A 23,222-nucleotide genomic window follows, 5' to 3' on the forward strand; every position below is an offset into this window, starting at 1 on the left:
ATATATTTACTAAATTAGTTTCTGTGAGGTCTTATAAATATGAAAGAGAGCTTCATTCAATCGACTGAAAGTACTTTTATGATTCAACCTTGGGAAGACTCATACAAACATTTAGTTGCAGGATTTACAACAAAAAATGATGGAGTTAGCCAAGGTTGTTTCACTTCTTTTAATCTTGGATTACATGTAAATGACTCGAAGGATATTGTAGTAGAAAATAGAGAACTCCTTGCGAGTAAATTAGAGTTTTCAAAGACGAAATGGGTTTGTTCAGAACAAGTTCATGGGAATAATGTGGTGAAAGTAACAAAAAAAGATTGTGGCAAAGGTGTTACTGATTACGAAACTAGCATCGAGACAACAGATGGTTTTTATACGAATGAGGAAAATATATTATTAACTTCTTGTTATGCAGATTGTGTTCCGTTGTATTTCCTTGAACCAACAAGTAAATTTATTGGTTTAGCTCATGCAGGTTGGAAAGGTACTGTTCAAAACATTGGCGGACGTTTAATCGAAAAATTGGTGAAAGAAGAAAACGTACAACTTAAAAATATCCAAGTTGCAATCGGGCCAGCAATTGGTGATTGTTGTTATGAAGTGGATGATTTTGTGATGAATAAGGTAGATGATGCTTTTGAACACAAGATTCCTAATAATATTTTAACCACTTTACAAAATGGGAAATTCAAATTGAATTTAAAAGAAGCAAACAAACAATTACTCATTAGATCGGGTATTAGTGAAGAAAATATAATAATGACAAATTATTGTACAAGTTGTAACCCGAGCCTATTTTTTTCTCACCGTAGGGATGGTGGGAAAACAGGAAGAATGATGAGTTATATTGGTTGGAGGAATTAGCATCATGACTGTCAAACAAAATTATGAACGTATTAGTGAACAAATTAATGGAGCCAAAGTAAGAGCAAATCGAGATGATGATGTCACTCTAATAGCTGTTACTAAACAAGTATCCACTGAAGTGGCTAAAGAAGTTTTAGCTGAAGGTATACTTCAATTAGGTGAAAACCGTTTTGAAGGACTAAAGGAAAAACAAGATCACATTAAAAGTGATGTTATCTGGCATTTTATTGGTTCACTTCAAACTAGAAAAGTAAAAGATGTCATACATAGAATAGATTACTTACATTCTTTAGATCGACTATCCTTAGCAGAAGAGATACAAAAACGAGCAGCAGAACCATTAAAATGTTTCCTACAGGTCAATGTATCTGGAGAAGACTCAAAGCATGGCATAGATCCAAATGATGTAATCGAATTTGCTAGACAACTTTCAGAATTTGATAAAGTACAAGTTGTTGGGTTAATGACTATGGCACCCTTCACGGAGGATGTAACGATCATTCGAAATAGCTTCAAAGGATTAAAGGAATTACAAGAAAAAGTAAAAGAGCTACAGATTGCAAATATTCCATGTTCTGAATTATCAATGGGTATGTCTAATGATTTTGAGATAGCAATAGAAGAAGGTGCTACATTCATAAGAATAGGTACTGATTTAGTAGGAAAGGGAAGGTAGAGAAGATGAGTATTATTGGGAAAGTTAGAAACTTTTTTGCAATGGAAGATGAGTATGAAGATGATTATGAATACGAAGAGCAACAACATCAGCAACAACATCAGCAACAAAAACAATATCAACAACAGCATCAACAACAACAATTTTCTAAACATGTAAATGAAGAAATTAACCAAGAGAGAAATGCATCAAAGCAAAAATTAGTAAGTATACCAGGAGGAGCTTCTTTGTCGTCAAAAGTTGTATTAGCGCAGCCGCGTGAATATGCAGAAGCACAGGATGTTGCAGACCATTTAAAAGCAAAAAAAGCAGTTGTGATCAATTTACAACAAATGCAAATCGATCAAGCTAAGCGCTTTGTTGACTTCTTAAGTGGTACAGTTTATGCAATAAGTGGAGATATAAAAAAAATTGGTACAAATACGTTTATTTGTACACCTGATAATATTGATATTTCTGGAACGATTACAGATATGTTATTTGAGGAAGACAATTCCATTAAAAGGTGGTAATTAAATGGATTTACTTTTTTATATTTTATACAAATTAATCTCATACTATAGAATCGTCATCGTAATTCATATCATTTTATCTTGGTTCCCTCAAATAAGGCAATCAGGCTTCGGTCGCTTAATTGGTAGGATATCAGAACCATATTTAGAGCCGTTCCGTCGAATTGTTCCGTCAATTGGTATGTTTGATTTTTCACCTATTATTGCATTATTTGCATTAGAATTTGCTGGAATTGGTATTTTAAATATTTCTCGTTTCTTTTAAAGAGAGAATCTAACAGGTTCTCTTTTTTAATTAATATTGAAGATTGATGAAAAAGAGGATTGCATTAATGAGTATTTATGATCATTTTCGAAAAGAAGAGCATGTTTTCGTAGACAAGGTTCTCAGCTGGAAGGAACAAGCAATTGAACGCTATTCTATTAAGTTGACAGATTTTCTTGATTTAAGAGAACAAATGATTATGCAATCAATTATCGGTAATCAAGGGGAGTGTTTTGTCGCTTTTTTTGGTGGTCGCGGGGATTGTGAACGAAAGCGTGCAATTATTTACCCGAGTTTCTATACACCAGTTGAAGAGGATTATTCTTTGGTTGCATTTGATTTAGTTTATGCAACTAAATTTCACACCTTATCTCATCGACAAGTATTGGGAACATTAATGTCATTAGGAATCACAAGAGCAAAATTTGGTGATATTTTAATTAAAAATGATATGATCCAACTAATTGTTGCTGATGAAATAGCAAGTTTTGTAGAAAGTAACTTAATTTCTGTAGGAAAATCGCCAATTAAATTAAAGAGAATTTCATTTAAAGAATTGATTGAATCAGATGATGTTTGGCAAACTAATAATGGGACTGTATCATCACTAAGATTAGATGTCTTATTAAGTGAATTCTATAATATATCGAGACAAAAAGCCCAAAGCTTAATTAAAACTGAACACGTTAAGATAAATCAGCGAGTTATTGATTCTACTTCATTTTTATGTGAAGAAGGAGATTTATTCTCTGTCAAAGGTTTTGGTAGAGGAATGTTAATGTCAATTGATGGCTTATCAAAAAAAGAAAAATGGCGGATAAACTACGGTGTTAAAAAATAGTCAGAAATTGTAGAAGGAAAAACGTAGAAACTGTCGAAAATTTATTATAACCTATAAATAAAGAACATACATACATGGAGGTGGCTTAATTGCCTTTAACACCACTTGATATTCATAATAAAGAATTTGGTAAAAGTTTTCGTGGCTATGACGAAGATGACGTTAACGAGTTTTTAGATCAAGTCATTAAAGATTATGAATTAGTTATTCGTGAGAAGAAACAATTAGAAGAGCAAATTCTTGATATGAAAGAAAGATTAAAGCATTTTTCTACTATAGAAGAAACTTTAAATAAGTCAATTTTGATTGCGCAAGAAGCTGCTGAAGATGTAAAAGGTAGTGCCCAAAAAGAAGCTAAATTGATTATTAAAGAAGCGGAGAAAAATGCTGATCGCATTATCAATGAAGCTTTAATTAAATCTAGAAAAGTTACAATGGAATTTGAAGAGCTTAAGAAACAATCCAAAGTTTTCCGAACACGTTTAAGAATGGCAATCGAAACTCAATTAGAAATGCTAGGGCATGAAGATTGGGATCATATTTTAGATGATAAAGAAACAGAAGAAATCGCAAACTAGTCCATAAGTCTTGACGATTTGTAAAGTTTTAAATATAATTTATTAGATATTAATAGTAAATCGGTGACAGGGAAGAGTACTTCTATAAAACTAGGTAGCGAGTCAAGGATAGTGTAAGCTTGATATAGAAAATAGAAGGAAAATCACCCTAGAGTGCTTTTCTGAAATGAGTAGGAAAAGACGTTTCATTCACGTTAAGAATGCTAAGTGGACAGTAAATTTATGAAATTTATTGTCAATTAGGGTGGTACCACGGGAACCTTTCTCGTCCCTTTTTTGGGATGAGGAAGGTTTTTTGCGTCTTACACGATTTATTATACATAATAGACAACTCCACTAATAAAAGGCTTGTAAGATGGATACAATGCGTTAATGTGGAATTTAAAAAATGTAAAGTAAGCTGCCATAGAGCAGTTGGACTTGCCTAAAAGGCTAACTTTAGATCAATCAAGTTTAAAATGGAGGAAAGCAAATGGAGTACAAAGATACGTTACTTATGCCAAAAACTGAATTTCCTATGAGAGGAAATTTACCTCAACGTGAGCCACAAATTCAAGAAGAGTGGAACAAAAAAGATATTTATGCAACTGTTCAAAAACATAACGAAGGAAAACCGTCATTTATATTACATGATGGACCACCTTATGCAAATGGTGACCTTCATATGGGACATGCACTTAATAAAGTTTTAAAGGATTTCATTGTTCGTTTTTATAATATGAATGGATACCGTTCTCCTTACGTTCCAGGTTGGGATACTCACGGTTTACCGATTGAACAAGCATTAGCAAATAAAAAAGTAAATCGTAAAGAAATGTCAGTAGCAGAATTCCGTAAACTATGTGAAGAATATGCTTACGAGCAAGTAGAGCGTCAAAAAGAACAATTTAAACGTTTAGGAATTTTAGGTGATTGGGACCGACCATATATCACACTTGAAAAAGAATATGAAGCTGAACAAATTAAAGTATTCGGTAAAATGGCTACTAAGGGATTAATCTATAAAGGTCTTAAACCAGTCTATTGGTCTCCATCTAGTGAATCTGCGCTTGCTGAAGCGGAAATCGAGTACCAAGACAAGCGTTCAGCATCAATCTATGTTGCATTTGCAGTTGAAAATGGGAAAGACGTTCTAAACGGTGGAGAGAAATTCATTATTTGGACGACAACTCCATGGACGATCCCGGCTAACTTAGCTGTATGTTTACATCCTGACTTAAGCTATGATGTAGTATCTGTAAATAGTGACAAGTTCGTAGTTGCTAGTGAGCTAAGAGAATCTGTCGCAAATGAACTAGGTTGGGAAGGTGCAGTAGTTGATAAGACTTTTAATGGTTCTGAACTTGAAGGAATCATTTGTAAGCATCCATTGTATGATCGCCAGTCAGTTGTTATTTTAGGTGATCATGTAACGACTGACGCTGGAACAGGTTGTGTTCATACTGCACCAGGTCATGGTGAAGATGACTTCCGTGTAGGTCAACAATATGGATTAGAAGTGCTTTGTCCAGTAGATGAAAAAGGTGTTCTAACAAAAGAAGCTCCTGGTTTTGAAGGTTTATTTTATGATGAAGCTAATAAAGAAATTACAAAAGCATTAGAAGAAAAAGGTGCTTTATTAAAATTACAATTTATTACACACTCTTATCCACATGACTGGAGAACGAAAAAACCAATTATCTTCCGAGCAACTGCACAATGGTTTGCATCAATTGAAGCAATTCGTGAGCAATTAATGCAAGCTGTTCAAGATACTAAGTGGTTCCCAGCTTGGGGGGAAACTCGACTATTTAACATGGTTCGTGATCGTGGAGATTGGTGTATCTCACGTCAACGAGTTTGGGGAGTTCCAATTCCAGTATTTTATGCTGAAGACGGAGAAGCAATTATTACAGAAGAAACAATTGAACATGTTTCGAACTTATTTAAAGAGCATGGTTCAAATATTTGGTTTGAAAAAGAAGCAAAAGAATTATTACCTGAAGGATTTACACATCCTGGTTCACCAAATGGTAACTTCACTAAAGAGAAAGATATCATGGATGTTTGGTTTGATAGTGGTTCATCACACCAAGCAGTATTAAACACTCGTGAGGAATTATCTTTCCCTGCTGATATTTACTTAGAAGGTTCTGACCAATACCGTGGTTGGTTTAACTCTTCATTAAGTACAAGCGTTGCTGTAACTGGTCAAGCTCCTTATAAAGCTGTAGTAAGCCATGGCTTCGTTTTAGATGGTGAAGGTCGCAAGATGAGTAAATCAATCGGAAACATCGTTCTACCATCAAAAATTATGAATCAATATGGTTCGGATATTTTACGTCTATGGGTAGCTTCTGTAGATTATCAATCAGATGTTCGTATCTCTGACGCATTAATGAAACAAGTTGCTGAAGTATACCGTAAAATCCGTAATACGTTCCGTTTCTTACTAGGAAACCTAGACGGATTTAACGCAGAACAAGATGCTTTAAAATATGAAGAGCTACGCGAATTAGATCAATACATGCTAGTTAAATTAAACAATGTGGTTAAAACAGTTCGTGAATCGTACGAGAAATATGAATTTGCAAATGTTTACCACACAATTCAAAACTTCTGTACAACTGAATTAAGTTCTTTCTATTTTGATTTATCAAAAGATATTTTATATATCGAGCCAAAAACGAATAAAGATCGTTTAGCAATTCAAACAGTATTACATGAGTCATTACAAGCTCTAACTCGTTTAGTAGCTCCAATTTTACCTCATACAGCTGAAGAAGTTTGGTCACATATGGCAGGAACTACTGTTGATAGTATTTTCTTAACTGAAATGCCAGATGTTAAAGATTTCGGCGATACTCAAAGCTTAGAGGCTAAGTGGGAAAAATTCATGGATTTACGTGATGACGTATTAAAAGCACTTGAAGTTGCACGTAATGAAAAAGTAATCGGTAAATCTCTAACTGCAGCAGTGAAAATCTATCCTAATGCAGAAGTAGCAGAACTACTAAATTCGATTAATGAAGACTTCAAACAATTATTAATTGTTTCTCAAGTAGAAATTGCTAGTAGCGATGAGCAAGCTCCTGAAACAGCGCAAAAATTTGATACATTAAGTATCGAAGTAACACCTGCAACAGGGGAAACTTGTGAACGATGCTGGGTTGTTACAGAAGAAGTTGGTAAAGATGAAGCACATCCAACACTTTGCTTACGTTGTGCAAGTGTTGTAAAAGATATTTAATGAATGTGAAGAACTAAATTAGAGGGCCGAAAGATTAAACTTTCGGCTCTTTTTAATACAAAATTGTAAATAAGGTTGTATTGGTGTATGGTATGTATAAGCGGTACTAAAATAAAAAATAAGAGGGATTTTTACCATGAATTATGTGAATAATCCAAATTGGGCTAAGTTAACTGATTTAATGAAGAAGCGAGTGGAATTAAGAGAAAAGGGATACAGTTACCAAGAAATAGCTGACTTAGAGCAGAAAAGTCGCTCAAGTATACAACAAAGTATCAAGCGTTCATATTACCTTTTAGGAATAAAAGAACCAGATATTAAAGGAATCCTAAAAAAAGAAATTGAACAGTCTGTTAATATAGAAGGAATTAGGAATGAAATGCTTGAGGAAATGAGAAAACAAGGAATTAGGGAATTTGTAAAAGAGTTTATTAAAAGAGATGATGTAAGAGAGATTATAAAAGAAGAATATAGAAAAGAATTAGAAGATGAAAAAGGATGAACGTAGTAAAATCTTCCTTTTTTTATTTTCCGGTTGTATGTATGTATGTGTTGATGTAAGATTGTTCTTGTAAGCGATAACATCAACTAAAAACAAACATTGGGGGAATACAATTTGAATAAAAACATCAAAAAAGTAACTCAAGCAGTTTTAGGAATTGCGATCGCAACGCCAATGGTTTTAGGATTAGGATCATATGCAGGAGCAACTTCAGGTGCAGTAACTGCTACTAAAGTAGCTGTAAAAGACAAAGCCAGCTATCGTGCTAAAACTGTTGGATATCTAGCTAAAAATCAACAAATTAACTACTCGGGTTACAATAGTACATTTGTAAAAGTTAACTATAAAGGTAAGACAAGATTCATTCTAAAAAAATACGTAAAATATGTACCATCAACAAGTCCATCAACACCATCAACACCATCAACACCAGCAACAAGACCGTCTAATCCGACTACACCAGCAAGCTCAAATGATTCGATTCAACAACAAATTTTAGACTTAGTAAATATCGAGCGTGGTAAAGGCGGATTAAAGCCATTAACACTATCTAGCTATCTGGACGGAACGGCTCAAGCATGGTCACAAACAATGAGTAATGCGAACAACATGTATCATTCAACATTAAGCTTCAATGGTGGATACAAGGGTGAAAACATCGCTCATGGTCAAACAACTGCAAATGAAGTAATGACTGATTGGATGAACTCACCAGGTCATCGAGCAAACATCATGAGCCCTAACTTTAAACAAATTGGAGTAGGTAAAGTCGGAACTTATTGGACGCAACAATTTACAGACTAATAATACTCAATCATTAATAGAAAATTTTTGAAAGATATAAGGAAAACCCGCAAAAGGACATGGAGCCTAAGCGGGTTTTTTTTTTCAGTTTAAATAAAATTACAATTATGAATGGAAATATCTTTAGCCATTTCCTTTAAAGGAAAAAGTTTCACCTATTATCGACTTCGGTTTGAGGGAAAAGTATTTTTACATAAAAAAATTGGGAGTGAAGAAGATGAGGAGCAATGAAATTTTCTATATCAAACAAGAGCTCGAACTTATTAAAAATGAATTGCTACATCGTTTATTTTCTGAACCAATAAGTTCTACTGATATCGAGCAACATCATTCAATTTATGAGGAGACAAATAAACATCATATCCTCGTTGAAGACATGCAAAATGATTTATATGATATTGAGATTGCCTTGCAAAAAATTGATCATGGATTATTTGGTTATTGTGAGGTAACTGGGCAAGCTATTCCAATTGAAAAATTAAAAGTGCTTCCAACAGGTCGAACGTTAGAGGATTTTAGTTTTGTAAGAAATCATTACTAATACTATTCATTGTATAAACGTTTCCCCTATGCTAAAATTTGATGAGATATCTAATAAGGTAGGGGATAAATTTGGCATATATTATTGCGGTAATTGTCATTTTAATTGATCAGCTGACAAAACTTGCGGTATTAAAGAAGATGTATTTAGGAGAAAATATTGAGATTATTAAAAATATTTTTTACATAACATCACATCGCAATCAAGGGGCGGCTTGGGGAATGCTCCAAGGGAAAATGGGTTTCTTTTATTTAATTACTTTAGTCTTTGTGGTAGCAGTGATTTACTTTATCCAAAAGCACGCAAAAGGAGATCGATTCCTTGGTCTATCTTTAGGATTAGTATTAGGTGGTGCGATAGGTAATTTTATTGATCGATTCTTCCGTAAAGAAGTAGTTGATTTTATTCATGTTTATATTTTCAATTATGATTTCCCTGTTTTTAATATTGCAGATTCTGCACTTTGTGTGGGCGTTATTTTATTATTTATTATTACTTTATTGGAAGATAAAAGAGGAGTTAAGAAATGACAGTTTTTGCTTTTACAGTTCAAGAGGATCAACATTTAGAAAGAATCGATACGTTTATTGCAACTCAAAATGATGAGTGGTCAAGATCTCAAGTACAAACATGGTTAAAAGAAGATTTTGTATTAGTGAACGGTGAAAAAATTAAACGTAATTATAAAGTAAAACAGGGCGATGAAATATCAGTTTCAGTACCTGATCCAAAGCCATTAGAAGTAATAGCTGAGAACATTCCACTGGATGTTTATTATGAGGATGCGGATGTAATTGTTGTAAATAAACCTCGTGGAATGGTAGTTCATCCTGCATTAGGTCATGAAACGGGTACTTTAGTGAACGCTTTAATGTATCATTGTAAAGATTTATCTGGCATTAATGGTGTATTAAGACCTGGAATAGTACATCGAATTGATAAGGATACATCAGGTTTATTAATGGTTGCAAAAAATGATGTAGCTCATGAGAAGCTTGCAGACCAATTACGTCAAAAAACCTCTGTTCGTAAGTATATTGCGATTGTACATGGGGTAATTCCGCATGAAGAAGGCACAATCGATGCGCCAATTGGACGAGATAAAAGTGATCGTCAAAGTATGACGGTTACTGAAGATAATAGTAAAGAAGCTGTGACTCATTTTAGAGTATTAGAGCGATTTGATGAGTTTACTTTAGTTGAATGTCAGCTTGAAACAGGTCGTACACACCAAATTCGTGTTCATATGAAATACATAGGATATCCGTTAGCTGGTGATCCTAAATATGGACCTCGTAAAACGTTAGATATAGATGGTCAAGCGCTACATGCAGCTGTTTTAGGTTTTAACCATCCAAGAACAAATGAGTACTTAGAGTTTTCATCACCTATACCAGAAGTACTAGAAAATATTATTGAACAATTATCCAGATAACTGTTGACAATGATTGTAACATAGGTCATAATGAGGACAGTTGAATGAACCTTTAACACAACCCCGTGAGGTTGAGAAGGAAGCGGAAAAATGAAAAGGGATAAATGTATCCTTTTGCGCTACCCTCTTGTCCATCGGGCAAGAGGGTTTTTTGCTTCTACACTATAAAAGTAGGAGGTAAGGTAAATGACTGAAAAAGCAATCATCTTAGACGAACTAGCGATCAGACGTGGTTTAACAAGAATTGCACATGAAATGCTAGAAAATAACAAAGGTATTGAAAATGTTGTTTTGGTTGGTATTAAAACCAGAGGTGTTTATCTGGCAAAACGTATTGCAGAAAGAATTAAACAGATTGAAGGTAAAGAGGTAATCATGGGCGATTTAGATATTACTCTTTATCGAGATGATTTATCGACAAAGACAGAAAACAAAGAACCATTAGTAAAGGGTTCAAATGTTCCTGTAGACCTAACAAACAAAAAAGTAATTTTAGTTGATGATGTGCTTTACACAGGTAGAACAGTTCGTGCCGCAATGGACGCTGTGATGGACCTAGGTAGACCGGCACAAATACAATTAGCAGTTTTAGTAGATCGAGGACATCGTGAGCTTCCAGTAAGAGCAGACTATGTTGGTAAAAATATTCCAACTTCGAGTAATGAAAAAGTAGTCGTAGCATTAAAGGAAACAGATGACCACGATAAAGTAAGTATATTTGAAAAATAGAAGTCCCTTTTAAATTTGGTCCAGAGAGGCTAACAAAGGGTCTAGTTAGTTGCTGCCTTATTTGAAGCAACGCACTTGGACTCTTTGTGTACAACCACAAAGAGTTTTTTTATTGGGAAAATTGGAGGAAACAACATGATAAAACAAAAACCTGTCCTAGAGATAAATGAAAAACCGAATATAGGTCAATGGATTTTCCTAAGTTTACAACACTTATTCGCAATGTTTGGATCGACGGTATTAGCTCCAATCTTAATCGGAATAAATCCTTCAATCGCACTAATATCCAGTGGGATTGGAACAATCGTGTTCGTACTAATTACAAGAGGTAAAGTACCATCTTACCTTGGATCATCATTCGCCTTCATCGCTCCGATGATCTACGCGAAAACAAATTTAGAACCTGGTGCAGCGTTCGTAGGAGTTTTCATCACAGGGATCATCTATGCAGTAATCGCACTAATCATTAACAAAGTAGGCGTGAAATGGTTATTCAGAGTATTACCGCCAATCGTAGTTGGGCCGGTAATTATCGTAATCGGATTAAGCTTATCAACAGTAGCGGTTGGAATGGCAATGAATGGAGCAGACGGCAAATACAGTTCAACATCAATCGCAATCGCATTAATAACACTAGCTATCACAATCATAACAGCATTATTCACAAGAGGTTTCTTATCAGTTATACCAATCCTAGTAGGAATTATCGGTGGATACATTACTTCAATCTTCTTTGGGGTTGTAGACTTCACAAAAATAGAAGAAGCAAAATTGATTGCAGTACCTGATTTCTCAGTACCATTTGTTAACTACACACCACATGTCACTTTCCAGCTACTAATCATCTTTGTACCAGTAGCAATCGTGACAATCTCAGAACATATAGGACACCAAGTAGTACTAGGAAGTGTCGTAAATAAAGATTTAATTAAAGATCCTGGATTGGATAAGTCATTATTCGGAGATGCAGTTTCAACAATGATAGCAGGCTTAATAGGTGGTCCTACAACAACGACATACGGTGAAAACATTGGAGTTCTAGCAATCACACGAGCATACAGCGTATACGTATTCATAGGTGCTGCAGTGTTGGCCATAACATTTGGATTCGTCGGAAAAATCTCAGCGATCATCAGCTCAATCCCGACACCTGTAATGGGTGGTATCTCAATCCTACTATTCGGAATCATCGCATCAAGCGGATTACGAGTACTAGTAGAAAACAAGATTGATTTTGCTAAACAACGTAACTTAGTTATCGCTTCAGTCATCCTAGTACTAGGAATTGGTGGAGCAGCAATACACATTGGTAATCAATTCGCATTAGAAGGAATGGCTTTATCAGCTTTAATCGGAGTTGTGCTAAATTTAGTCCTTCCAGAACAAATTGGTGGCGACGATCGCAATATCGAAAAAAAGGATGAGAGCCTCGCTTCATAATTAATAAATGAATAGGGAATTCTTACAGTGATAAGACTTCAAAAATAAAAGAGATGAAATTCATTTAGGGGGATGACGGATGAATCATTTATTAACCATGTCTGATTTAACAATTGAAGAAATTCAAGATTTGCTAAACGAAGCACAAAGCTTTGCAAATGGAGAAATAAGTAGCCTAAAACGTCAGACATTTGTTGCAAATTTGTTTTTTGAGAATAGTACGAGAACTCGCTTCAGCTTTGAGGTAGCTCAAAAGAAACTTGGACTTGAAGTTATTAACCTAGCTGTTGAAAGCTCAAGCATTCAAAAAGGTGAAACTTTATATGATACAGTTAAAACCCTTCAAGCAATTGGTGTTGAAGCAGTCGTAATTCGTCATACACAAGACGAGTATTTTCAAGAAATAAAAGATGCAGGAATGCCAATCCTGAATGCCGGCGATGGATGTGGAAATCACCCAACACAATGCCTACTTGACTTACTTACAATCAAACAAGAATTTGGAAGCTTTGAAGGTTTAAAAGTAGCAATTGTTGGAGATTTAAGACACTCAAGAGTTGCTCGCTCTAATGCTGAAGCACTAACTAGATTAGGTGCAGAAGTATTCTTCGCAAGTCCTGATGAATGGAAAGACGATAAAAATACTTATGGAACTTATAAAAATTTAGATGAATTAGTCGAAGAAGTTGATGTCATGATGCTACTTAGAGTACAACATGAAAGACATGACGCTGAGACAAATCACATAATGGAAAATTACTTACAAAAGCATGGCCTAACGGTTGAAAGAGCAGCAAAAATGAAACCTACAAGCATTATCATGCATCCAGCACCATTTAATCGAGATGTTGAAATTGCAAGTGAATTAGTTGAATGCAAGCAATCAAGAATCTTCAAGCAAATGGAAAACGGAGTATTTGTAAGAATGGCTGTGTTAAAAAGAGCCTTACCAACAGTATGGGGAGAGATGAAAAATGAAGTACTTGTTTAAAAACGGTGTCATCTTACAAGAAAATGGTGAACTTCTAAATCGAGACGTATTAGTAGTTAATGGAAAGATCTCCATAATCGCTGAAACAATCGTTGATGAAGATGCTAAGCAAATTGAATTAGACGGCAAGTTGCTTTCACCAGGTTTAATAGATGTTCATGTGCATCTTCGCGAGCCGGGTGGTGAACATAAAGAGACAATCGAAACAGGTACGAAGGCAGCGGCAAGAGGAGGATTTACAACAATTGCTGCAATGCCAAATACTCGACCAGTACCAGATACAATCGAGCACTTAAGCGCATTAAACAAAAAAATAGAAGAAACAGCAGTCGTAAACGTATTACCATATGCATCAATTACAATCCGACAAGCTGGTGAAGAGCAAACAGACTTTGAAGGCTTAAAAGAAAATGGAGCTTTTGCATTCACAGATGATGGTGTAGGAGTTCAATCTGCTGAAATGATGTACAAAGCAATGCAAAAAGCGGCTGAACTAAATGTATCAATCGTTGCACACTGTGAAGAAAACACACTGATTCAAAAAGGTTGTGTCCACGAAGGTAAGTTTTCAAAAGAAAATGGTTTAAATGGGATTCCTTCAATTTGTGAAAGTGTTCAAATTGCTCGAGATGTACTATTAGCTGAAGCTACAGGTTGTCACTATCATGTTTGCCATATCAGTACAAAAGAATCAGTTAGAGTGGTACGCGATGCAAAACGTGCTGGAATTAATGTAACGGCTGAGGTTTCTCCACACCATTTAATTCTTTGTGAAGATGATATCCCTGGCTTAGATACAAATTTCAAAATGAATCCTCCATTAAGAAGTGCAGTCGATCGAGAAGCATTAATCGAAGGATTACTTGATGGAACAATCGACATGATTGCAACAGATCATGCACCTCATACAGAAGAGGAAAAAGCTCAGGGAATGCAATTAGCACCGTTTGGAATTGTAGGGTTAGAAACTGCTTTCCCATTATTAAACACTCATTTTGTGGAAACAGGTAAAATGACTTTACAACAAGTAATAAACTTTTTAACAACTAAACCTGCTGAAGTTTTTAACTTAAATAGAGGGAAAATTGAAGTTGGAGCGGTAGCAGACCTAACTGTAATCGACTTAGATTTAGAAGAGGAAATCGATTCAACAACATTCCTTTCAAAAGGTAAAAACACACCATTTAATGGTTGGAACTGTAAAGGTTGGCCAGTAATGACAATGGTAAATGGCAAATTAGTATACGAAAGAGAGGAACTAACAGTATGATGCGTCAATTAATATTAGAAGACGGAACAGTTTTTGTAGGAGAAGGATTTGGAAGCGAAGTTGAAACAACAGGAGAAATCGTATTTACAACAGGTATGACAGGATATCAAGAGGTATTAACTGACCCATCTTACTGTGGACAAATCGTAACATTCACATTCCCTTTAGTAGGGAACTACGGTATCAACTTAGAGGATTTTGAAAGTATCGTACCAGCAGTACATGGCTTAATTGTAAAAGAATATGCTGAGCATCCATCAAATTTCCGAAACAAAATGAGCTTGGATCAATATTGCAAAGATAAAGGAATTCCAGGTTTAGCAGGAATCGATACACGTATGTTAACGAAAAAACTTCGTGAAGTTGGAACGATGAAAGGTAAATTCTGCAGCATGGAAGCAAATGTTGATGATGTAGTTGCAGAACTAACAAATACACCACTATTCACAAACCATGTTGAACGAGTTTCAACACAAAAACCTTATAGAAGTCCAGGTAGAGGACACCGAGTAGTATTAGTAGATTTCGGTATGAAGCACGGTATTTTAAGAGAATTAACAAACCGTAAATGTGACGTTACAGTTGTGCCTTATAACGTCTCAGCAAAAGAAATATTCTTACTAGCTCCAGATGGAATTATGTTAAGTAATGGACCTGGAGATCCAAAAGATGTTCAAGTAGCAATCGAAATGATTAAAGAAGTAGTAGGTAAAGTACCATTATTCGGAATTTGCTTAGGTCACCAATTATTTGCTCTAGCAAATGGAGGAAATACTTCAAAGCTTAAATTCGGTCACCGTGGTGCGAACCATCCGGTTAAGCATTTAGAAACAGGAAAAGTAGCAATCACTTCACAAAACCATGGTTATGCTGTAGAAACAGAATCAATTGAAGGAACTGACTTAGAAGTAACACATGTTGCACTAAATGATGGAACTGTAGAAGGACTTAAACATAAAACATACCCAGCATTCACAGTACAATACCACCCAGAGGCTTCACCTGGACCAGAAGATGCAAACTACTTATTTGACGAATTTATTAGCATGATGGAAGCACAGAAACGAGAGGGGAACTTACAATGCCAAAACGCGTAGACATAAAAACAATCTTAGTAATCGGATCAGGACCAATCGTAATCGGTCAAGCAGCAGAATTTGACTATGCTGGAACACAGGCTTGTCAGGCATTGAAAGAAGAAGGATACAAAGTAATTCTTGTAAACTCAAACCCTGCAACAATTATGACAGATGTACAAACAGCAGATAAAGTATACATCGAACCACTAACAGTAGATTTCGTTAGTCGAATCATTCGTAAAGAACGCCCAGATGCACTTCTACCAACATTAGGAGGTCAAACAGGACTTAACTTAGCGGTAGAATTAGATAAATCTGGCGTATTAAAAGAGTGTGGAGTAAAAATTTTAGGAACAACTCTAGAAGCGATTAACCGCGCAGAAGATCGCGACCTATTCAGAACATTAATGAACGACTTAAGCGAGCCAGTACCAGAAAGTACAATCATTCATACTTTAGAAGAAGCTTACGACTTCGTAGAAGAAATTGGCTACCCAGTTATCGTAAGACCTGCATTCACTCTTGGAGGAACAGGCGGAGGAATTTGTAATGATGAAGAAGAATTAAAAGAAATCGTAGCAAGCGGATTAAAAAATAGCCCAGTAACACAATGTCTATTAGAGAAAAGTATTGCTGGTTTTAAAGAAATCGAGTATGAAGTAATGCGTGATGCAAATGACCATGCGATTGTAGTTTGTAACATGGAAAACATCGACCCAGTTGGTGTTCACACAGGAGATTCAATCGTTATCGCTCCTTCTCAAACATTAAGTGACCGCGAATACCAAATGTTACGAAATGTATCATTAAAAATCATTCGTGCTTTAGGAATTGAAGGTGGATGTAACGTACAGCTTGCACTAGATCCAGATAGCTTCCAATACTATGTAATCGAAGTAAATCCACGTGTATCACGTTCAAGTGCGCTTGCTTCAAAAGCAACAGGTTATCCGATTGCAAAATTAGCAGCAAAAATCGCAGTAGGCTTAACATTAGATGAAATGATTAACCCAGTTACAAAGAAAACATATGCTTGCTTCGAGCCAGCATTAGACTATATCGTATCAAAAATTCCACGCTGGCCATTTGATAAGTTTGAAACAGCAAACCGTCAGTTAGGAACTCAAATGAAAGCAACTGGAGAAGTAATGGCAATCGGTAGAACTCTTGAAGAGTCACTATTAAAAGCAGTACGCTCTCTAGAATTAGGAATAAATCACATCGAGCTTAATGCAGTAAAAGAACTGACTAAAGACGAAATGATTACTCGCATGGCAAAAGCTGACGATGAAAGACTTTACATTGTTGCTGAAGCAATGAGAACAGGTATGACGTTAGAAGAAATTCACAACATTACAAAAATTGATTTCTTCTTCCTACACAAAATTGAAAACATCATAAAAATGGAAAAACAAATTAAAGATAACCATTTTGAACTAGATGTACTTTTAAAAGCTAAGAAAATGGGCTTCAGTGATGATTACATCGCATCACAATGGAATGCTACAAATAAAGAAATATACGAATTTAGAAAACAAAACCAAATCATTCCAGTATATAAAATGGTTGATACATGTTCGGCTGAGTTTGAATCTACAACACCATACTTCTACGGAACATACGAAATCGAAAATGAATCAATTGTAACGGATAAGAAGAGTGTAGTAGTTCTTGGCTCTGGTCCAATACGAATCGGTCAAGGGATTGAGTTTGACTATGCAACAGTACACTGTGTAAGAGCGATTAAAGAGGCTGGATACGAAGCAATCATTATAAACAACAACCCAGAAACAGTTTCAACTGATTTCAGTATCTCAGACAAACTATATTTTGAACCATTAACAATTGAAGACGTAATGCACATTATCGATTTAGAAAAACCGATGGGAGTAGTTGTTCAATTCGGTGGTCAAACAGCAATTAACCTAGCAGGTAAATTAGTAGAACGTGGTGTAAAAATCCTAGGAACTTCACTTGAGGATTTAGATCGTGCTGAAGACAGAGATAAGTTTGAAGAAGCACTTCAACAATTAGGAGTACCACAACCTTTAGGAAAAACAGCAATGACACCTGAAGAAGCAGCAGATATCGCTGATGAAATTGGTTATCCAGTATTAGTAAGACCATCATATGTACTAGGTGGACGCGCGATGGAGATTGTCTACCACCGTGAAGAAATTCTTCACTACATGCAAAATGCAGTTAAAATCAATCCAGAACATCCAGTATTAGTAGACCGTTACTTAACTGGTAAAGAAATTGAAGTAGATGCAATCTCTGACGGAATCGATGTATACATTCCAGGTATTATGGAGCATATCGAACGAGCTGGAGTTCACTCAGGAGATTCAATCGCAGTATACCCTACACAAAATGTATCAGAAGCTGCGAAGGAAAAATTAATCGACTATACAATTAAACTTGCAAAAGGCTTAAATATCAAAGGGTTACTTAACATCCAGTTTGTTGTAACAGATAAAGATGAAGTATTCGTACTAGAAGTAAACCCAAGATCAAGCCGTACAGTACCATTCTTAAGTAAAATTACAAATGTACCAATGGCGAATATCGCAACAAAAGTTATCTTAGGTCAAACATTAGCTTCATTCGGATATGCAACAGGCTACCACCCAGAAGGAAATGAAGTATATGTAAAAGCACCAGTGTTCTCATTCGCTAAGCTACGCTCAGTAGATATAACATTAGGCCCTGAAATGAAATCAACTGGAGAAGTAATGGGTAAAGATGTAAGTCTTCAAAAAGCATTATACAAAGCACTAATCGCAGCTGGAATGCAAATCCCAACTCACGGTTCAGTGATCATTACAGTAGCTGATAAAGATAAAGAAGAAGTAGTAAATATCGCAAAACGCTTCCATGAAATTGGATTTACAGTATTCGGTACAGAAGGAACTAAAAATCATTTAGAAAACCACGGTGTACCAGTAAAAGCGGTAAACAAAATTAACGAGCATGAAGATAATATGCTAGATATGATCAAGCGTGGAGATGCACAGTTTGTTATCAATACGTTAACAAAAGGTAAAAAACCAGCTCGTGATGGATTCAGAATTCGTCGTGAATCAGTTGAAAACGGAGTAGTTTGCTTAACTTCACTAGATACAGCAACTGCAATATTATCAGTAATTGAAAGCTTAACATTCTCAACTTCTGCACTACCAAACAAAGAAATGAAGGCTGGCGTATTAGTATGATAAAAAAAGAACTCATGACAATTGTCTCAAACAGAGAAATTGCCCATCAAATTGTCGAAATGACATTAAAAGGTGAACTTGTTCAGGAGATGCACTCTCCTGGGCAGTTTGTCCATATAAAAGTGACTGGTGGACTAACGCCACTATTAAGAAGACCAATCAGTATATGTTCGATCGACAAAGAGAAAAGTGAGTTCACGATGATATTCCGCGCTGAAGGTGAAGGAACGAAGCTTTTAAAAGAAGCAAGCGTTGGACAACAAGTTGATGTGTTAGGTCCTCTAGGTCAAGGTTATGATGTTGAAACTCTTTCAGAAGGAGATACAGCACTACTAGTTGGTGGTGGAATTGGCGTACCTCCGATGTATGAACTTTCGAAGCAATTTAAAGCTCGTGGTGTAAATGTAATTCATGTGTTAGGTTTTGCATCAAGTAATGTAGCTTTTTATGAAAAAGAATTTTCTGAACTAGGACCAACCTATATGGCAACGGTAGATGGAACTCTAGGAACGAAAGGATTCGTAACAGATGTAATTTGTGAAAAAGAGCTTCAATTTGATCAATACTTTGCATGTGGTCCAACGGTAATGTTAAAAGCTTTACAACAGCAATATAAAGGTATGAAGGATGGCTATATTTCACTTGAAGAACGAATGGGCTGTGGAATCGGAGCTTGTTTCGCATGTGTATGCCATACTGAAGACGGGTCATATCGTAAAATTTGTAGCGATGGACCAGTATTCCAAGCTGAGGAGGTAGTACTATGATTTCATTACAGACAAAACTTCCTGGCTTAGATTTAAAAAATCCTATTATGCCAGCTTCTGGTTGCTTCGGATTTGGTAGAGAGTTTGCAAATCTTTACGATTTAAGTATTCTTGGGGCTATTATGATAAAAGCAACAACAGTTGAAACACGATACGGAAATGAAACACCTCGTGTAGCTGAAACTCAAGCGGGGATGTTAAATGCGATTGGACTTCAAAATCCTGGTTTAGAAAAAGTAATTGATGGTGAATTAAAATGGTTATCAAATTATGATGTACCAATCATTGCAAATATTGCTGGATCAACTATTGAAGACTATGTAACAGTCGCAAAAGAAATTTCAAAAGTAAGCAATGTAAAAGCACTAGAATTAAACATTTCATGTCCAAACGTAAAATGTGGTGGGATTGCATTTGGAACGGATGCTGCAACAGCGGCTGAAGTAACTAAGAAAGTTAAAGAAGTAAGTGAAGTTCCCCTATACGTAAAATTATCACCGAATGTAACGAATATTGTTGAAATCGCAAAAGCAATTGAAAATGCAGGTGCAGATGGTTTAACAATGATCAATACATTACTAGGGATGAGACTAGATTTAAGAACTGGTAAACCAATTCTAGCTAATAAAACTGGTGGATTATCAGGTCCTGCAATAAAACCAGTAGCAATTCGTATGATTCATGATGTGAGCCAAGTAGTAAACATCCCAATCATCGGAATGGGCGGGGTTATGAATGCAGAAGATGCACTAGAGTTTTTCCTAGCAGGAGCAAGTGCAATCGGTGTAGGTACGGCAAACTTCGTTGATCCATTTGTTTGTCCAACAATCATAGATGAACTACCAGAAGTGCTACAAAAATATGGATATCAGTCCATTGAAGAATGTATTGGAAGGAGCTGGAAACAACATGTCATCACAAGTGGTCATCGCGCTTGATTTTTCATCAAAAGATGAAGTAATGAATTTTGTAAAAAAATTTCAAAAGTCTCTATATGTAAAGGTAGGGATGGAGCTATTTTACAAAGAGGGTCCAGCAATCATAAAGGAATTAAAAGAATTAGGACATCAAATCTTCCTAGATTTGAAGCTTCATGATATTCCAAATACAGTAAAACATGCAATGAAAAATATCGCATCTCTAGAAGTAGACATGGTTAATGTTCATGCAGCTGGTGGAACGAAAATGATGAAGGCAGCATTAGAAGGTCTAGAAGAAGGCACTCCAGCTGGTAAAAAACGACCATTACTAATTGCAGTAACTCAACTGACAAGCACATCAGAAGAACAAGTGATTCATGAACAAGGAATTTCTTCTTTACAGGATTCGATTAAGCTATATGCTTCTATAACAGAAGAAAGCGGTCTTGACGGTGTAGTATGCTCTCCACTTGATGTAGAGTTAGTTCAAGCAGCAGTGGAAGGTGAGAACTTCCTTACTGTAACACCTGGTATTCGCTTAGCAGATAATAGTGTAGATGATCAAGTACGTGTAACAACTCCAGCGAAAGCTAGACAATTTGGAAGTAGCTATATTGTAGTAGGACGCAGTATTACAAAAAGTGAAAATCCAGTAGAAGCATATGAAGAAGTAATTGCACAATGGGAGGGCGTAACAATATGAAAAAGAATATCGCAGCAAACTTATTAAGCATTGGGGCTGTAAGCCTTCAACCTGAAACTCCATTTACTTGGGCATCAGGAATCAAATCTCCAATCTATTGTGATAATCGCCTAACTCTTGGCTATCCTGAAATTCGTAAAAACATTGCAAAAGGCTTAGTAGAACTAATCCAAACTAAATTTGGTAACGTAGATGTAATCGCTGGAACTGCAACTGCTGGAATTCCACACGCAGCATGGACAAGTGATTTAATGGAATTACCAATGGTTTATGTACGTAGCTCTGCAAAAGGCCACGGCAAAGGAAACCAAATCGAAGGCCCAATTAAAACTGGACAAAAAGTAGTAGTAGTAGAAGATTTAATCTCAACTGGTGGCAGCGTAATTACATGCGTTGAAGCTTTACGCGAAGCAGGCTGCGAAGTACTAGGAGTAGTCTCAATCTTCACATACAATCTTCCAGCAGCAGTAGAAAAATTTGATGCAAACGACGTAACATACTATTCTCTAACTGACTATGACACACTAGTTGAAGTAGCAAAAGAACAAGGTTCAATCGAAGAAGAACATGTAGCAAAGCTAACTGCATGGAGAAAAAATCCACAAGATGCTAGTTGGATGACTGTTGAAGTTTAATACTTAGAATAGGAAAGATGACTTTTTGGAGTCATCTTTTTTTTTGTGGTGAAGATGAATCTTGTGCTGCGGAAAACGTGGACCTGTAAAAAAATCAACCGAAAGTGCAAATAAAAAAGAGCCATCGCAAATAAAAACTGGGAATAGCAAATAAAGAAGAGCATCGCAAATAAAAACTGGGAATAGCAAATAAAGAAGAGCCATCGCAAATAAAAACTGGGAATAGCAAATAAAAAAGAGCCATCGCAATTAAAAATAGAGAACAGCAATTAAAAAACGAAAATGGCAATTAAAAATAAGTAATCACAATTAAAAATAGTAAAATCGCAAATAAACCATAAAAGTCACACTCAACCTGACTACTCCACAATAAAAAATTCATATAAAACAATCATCCAAACGTAAAATCACCTAAAATGATTAGGATTCACATGGAAAATCATACAAAATGAAAAACTTTCACTCAATAATCTAACTAAAATAGTCTACTTTCACAACATAGTCCCAAAACAAATTATTTGATAAATAATTAATAAGTTTTTAAACTATTCATACAATTGATTGAAAGAATCTTTAAAATTGGAGGGTCAAGTATGTCAATCGCAAAACAATTTCTATCGAATTGTTTAAAGGAATTCAAAGGGATAAAAAAGCTAGGTGATCGTTCGATGGATCAGCTAAATTATAAGGAGTTACACTTCCAACCATCTAGTGAATCAAATAGTATTTCCATCATTGTAAAGCATTTAAGTGGTAATATGATTTCTAGATGGACAGATTTTCTCACGACAGATGGTGAAAAACCATGGCGAGATCGTGACGTTGAATTTGAGGGGATTTACCAATCAAAAGATGAGTTATTAGCTGATTGGAATAAAGGATGGAATGTTGTTTTTAACACGCTTGAGAGTTTACATGAAGAAGATGTGTTAAAAACGATTAAAATTCGTGGTGAAGATCATACTGTTTTACAAGCAATACATAGACAAATTAGTCATTACGGAAATCATATTGGTCAAATTGTTTATATAGCTAAATTAATAAAAAATGATGAATTTAAGAGTTTGAGTATTCCTAAAGGAAAATCTCAAGAATTCTTAGAGTACAAATTAAATGAAACAAATAAAAAATCTTAAAATCTACGACTTAGGTTGTAGATTTTTTTTTATCCCTAAAGACTAATAGTGTACAAATGTTCAATCAATTTAATGAAGTAATAGATT

The 23,222-nt window shown here is 35.4% G+C and carries 23 protein-coding genes and 1 other annotated feature; all 23 genes read left to right on the forward strand.

Annotation, left to right across the window (positions count from 1 at the left end):
• The first annotated feature begins 39 nt into the window (after positions 1-39).
• The 23 genes from pgeF (at position 40) to BM319_RS07890 (ending at position 23,135) form a co-directional block, all read left to right on the forward strand.
• Positions 40-864 (forward strand): peptidoglycan editing factor PgeF, encoded by an 825-nt coding sequence (pgeF, locus tag BM319_RS07780; protein WP_069035604.1) that lies wholly within the window; start codon positions 40-42, stop codon positions 862-864.
• A 4-nt stretch (positions 865-868) separates the two neighbouring features.
• Complete coding sequence (locus tag BM319_RS07785; RefSeq protein ID WP_069035605.1) at positions 869-1,543, forward strand: YggS family pyridoxal phosphate-dependent enzyme; 675 nt, start codon at positions 869-871, stop codon at positions 1,541-1,543.
• A gap of 5 nt (positions 1,544-1,548) precedes the next feature.
• The gene (locus BM319_RS07790; protein WP_069035606.1) at positions 1,549-2,055 is read left to right on the forward strand and encodes a cell division protein SepF; all 507 of its coding nucleotides are present in this window, start codon (positions 1,549-1,551) and stop codon (positions 2,053-2,055) included.
• 4 nt (positions 2,056-2,059) lie between these two features.
• Positions 2,060-2,320 carry a YggT family protein gene (locus BM319_RS07795; RefSeq protein ID WP_069035607.1) on the forward strand — a complete coding sequence of 87 codons (261 nt, stop codon included), beginning with the start codon at positions 2,060-2,062 and terminating at the stop codon, positions 2,318-2,320.
• Positions 2,321-2,387: 67 nt separating this feature from the next.
• Positions 2,388-3,161, forward strand: coding sequence for a YlmH family RNA-binding protein (locus BM319_RS07800; protein WP_069035608.1), 774 nt, complete (start codon positions 2,388-2,390; stop codon positions 3,159-3,161).
• 89 nt (positions 3,162-3,250) lie between these two features.
• Positions 3,251-3,739: a DivIVA domain-containing protein gene (locus BM319_RS07805; RefSeq protein ID WP_069035609.1), complete on the forward strand. Its 489-nt coding sequence runs from the start codon at positions 3,251-3,253 to the stop codon at positions 3,737-3,739.
• 54 nt (positions 3,740-3,793) lie between these two features.
• Positions 3,794-4,015: a binding site (T-box leader), on the forward strand.
• A 196-nt stretch (positions 4,016-4,211) separates the two neighbouring features.
• On the forward strand, positions 4,212-6,968 hold the full coding sequence (ileS, locus tag BM319_RS07810) for an isoleucine--tRNA ligase (RefSeq protein ID WP_069035610.1): 2,757 nt from the start codon (positions 4,212-4,214) through the stop codon (positions 6,966-6,968).
• A 136-nt stretch (positions 6,969-7,104) separates the two neighbouring features.
• Positions 7,105-7,470, forward strand: coding sequence for a hypothetical protein (locus BM319_RS07815; RefSeq protein WP_069035611.1), 366 nt, complete (start codon positions 7,105-7,107; stop codon positions 7,468-7,470).
• A 114-nt stretch (positions 7,471-7,584) separates the two neighbouring features.
• On the forward strand, positions 7,585-8,274 hold the full coding sequence (locus BM319_RS07820; RefSeq protein ID WP_091022111.1) for a CAP domain-containing protein: 690 nt from the start codon (positions 7,585-7,587) through the stop codon (positions 8,272-8,274).
• A gap of 217 nt (positions 8,275-8,491) precedes the next feature.
• Positions 8,492-8,815 (forward strand): TraR/DksA family transcriptional regulator, encoded by a 324-nt coding sequence (locus BM319_RS07825; protein ID WP_069035613.1) that lies wholly within the window; start codon positions 8,492-8,494, stop codon positions 8,813-8,815.
• Between the two features lie 71 nt (positions 8,816-8,886).
• Entirely contained in the window at positions 8,887-9,345 is a 459-nt protein-coding gene (gene lspA / locus BM319_RS07830; RefSeq protein WP_069035614.1) for a signal peptidase II, read from the forward strand.
• Positions 9,342-10,250 carry an RluA family pseudouridine synthase gene (locus BM319_RS07835; protein WP_069035615.1) on the forward strand — a complete coding sequence of 303 codons (909 nt, stop codon included), beginning with the start codon at positions 9,342-9,344 and terminating at the stop codon, positions 10,248-10,250. The genes lspA and BM319_RS07835 overlap by 4 nt, the downstream gene beginning before the upstream one ends.
• Positions 10,251-10,436: 186 nt before the next feature.
• Positions 10,437-10,979, forward strand: a complete 543-nt coding sequence (pyrR, locus tag BM319_RS07840; protein ID WP_069035616.1) for a bifunctional pyr operon transcriptional regulator/uracil phosphoribosyltransferase PyrR — start codon at positions 10,437-10,439, stop codon at positions 10,977-10,979.
• A gap of 138 nt (positions 10,980-11,117) precedes the next feature.
• Entirely contained in the window at positions 11,118-12,419 is a 1,302-nt protein-coding gene (locus BM319_RS07845; protein ID WP_069035647.1) for a solute carrier family 23 protein, read from the forward strand.
• 79 nt (positions 12,420-12,498) lie between these two features.
• On the forward strand, positions 12,499-13,410 hold the full coding sequence (locus BM319_RS07850) for an aspartate carbamoyltransferase catalytic subunit (protein WP_069035617.1): 912 nt from the start codon (positions 12,499-12,501) through the stop codon (positions 13,408-13,410).
• Positions 13,394-14,680 (forward strand): dihydroorotase, encoded by a 1,287-nt coding sequence (gene pyrC, locus BM319_RS07855; RefSeq protein WP_091022115.1) that lies wholly within the window; start codon positions 13,394-13,396, stop codon positions 14,678-14,680. Before BM319_RS07850 ends, pyrC begins: the two co-directional genes overlap by 17 nt.
• Positions 14,677-15,777, forward strand: coding sequence for a carbamoyl phosphate synthase small subunit (locus BM319_RS07860; protein ID WP_069035619.1), 1,101 nt, complete (start codon positions 14,677-14,679; stop codon positions 15,775-15,777). The genes pyrC and BM319_RS07860 overlap by 4 nt, the downstream gene beginning before the upstream one ends.
• Positions 15,762-18,974, forward strand: coding sequence for a carbamoyl-phosphate synthase large subunit (gene carB / locus BM319_RS07865; protein WP_069035620.1), 3,213 nt, complete (start codon positions 15,762-15,764; stop codon positions 18,972-18,974). The genes BM319_RS07860 and carB overlap by 16 nt, the downstream gene beginning before the upstream one ends.
• Positions 18,971-19,741 (forward strand): dihydroorotate dehydrogenase electron transfer subunit, encoded by a 771-nt coding sequence (locus BM319_RS07870; RefSeq protein WP_091022117.1) that lies wholly within the window; start codon positions 18,971-18,973, stop codon positions 19,739-19,741. The genes carB and BM319_RS07870 overlap by 4 nt, the downstream gene beginning before the upstream one ends.
• Positions 19,738-20,679 carry a dihydroorotate dehydrogenase gene (locus BM319_RS07875; RefSeq protein WP_069035622.1) on the forward strand — a complete coding sequence of 314 codons (942 nt, stop codon included), beginning with the start codon at positions 19,738-19,740 and terminating at the stop codon, positions 20,677-20,679. The genes BM319_RS07870 and BM319_RS07875 overlap by 4 nt, the downstream gene beginning before the upstream one ends.
• Positions 20,651-21,364 carry an orotidine-5'-phosphate decarboxylase gene (pyrF, locus tag BM319_RS07880; protein WP_091022119.1) on the forward strand — a complete coding sequence of 238 codons (714 nt, stop codon included), beginning with the start codon at positions 20,651-20,653 and terminating at the stop codon, positions 21,362-21,364. The genes BM319_RS07875 and pyrF overlap by 29 nt, the downstream gene beginning before the upstream one ends.
• On the forward strand, positions 21,361-21,999 hold the full coding sequence (gene pyrE, locus BM319_RS07885; protein WP_091022121.1) for an orotate phosphoribosyltransferase: 639 nt from the start codon (positions 21,361-21,363) through the stop codon (positions 21,997-21,999). The genes pyrF and pyrE overlap by 4 nt, the downstream gene beginning before the upstream one ends.
• Before the next feature lie 593 nt (positions 22,000-22,592).
• On the forward strand, positions 22,593-23,135 hold the full coding sequence (locus tag BM319_RS07890; protein WP_069035625.1) for a DUF1572 family protein: 543 nt from the start codon (positions 22,593-22,595) through the stop codon (positions 23,133-23,135).
• The last annotated feature ends 87 nt before the right edge of the window (positions 23,136-23,222 follow it).

Source organism: Bacillus sp. UNCCL81, from assembly GCF_900112535.1.
Lineage (GTDB): Bacteria > Bacillota > Bacilli > Bacillales > Bacillaceae_G > Gottfriedia > Gottfriedia luciferensis_B.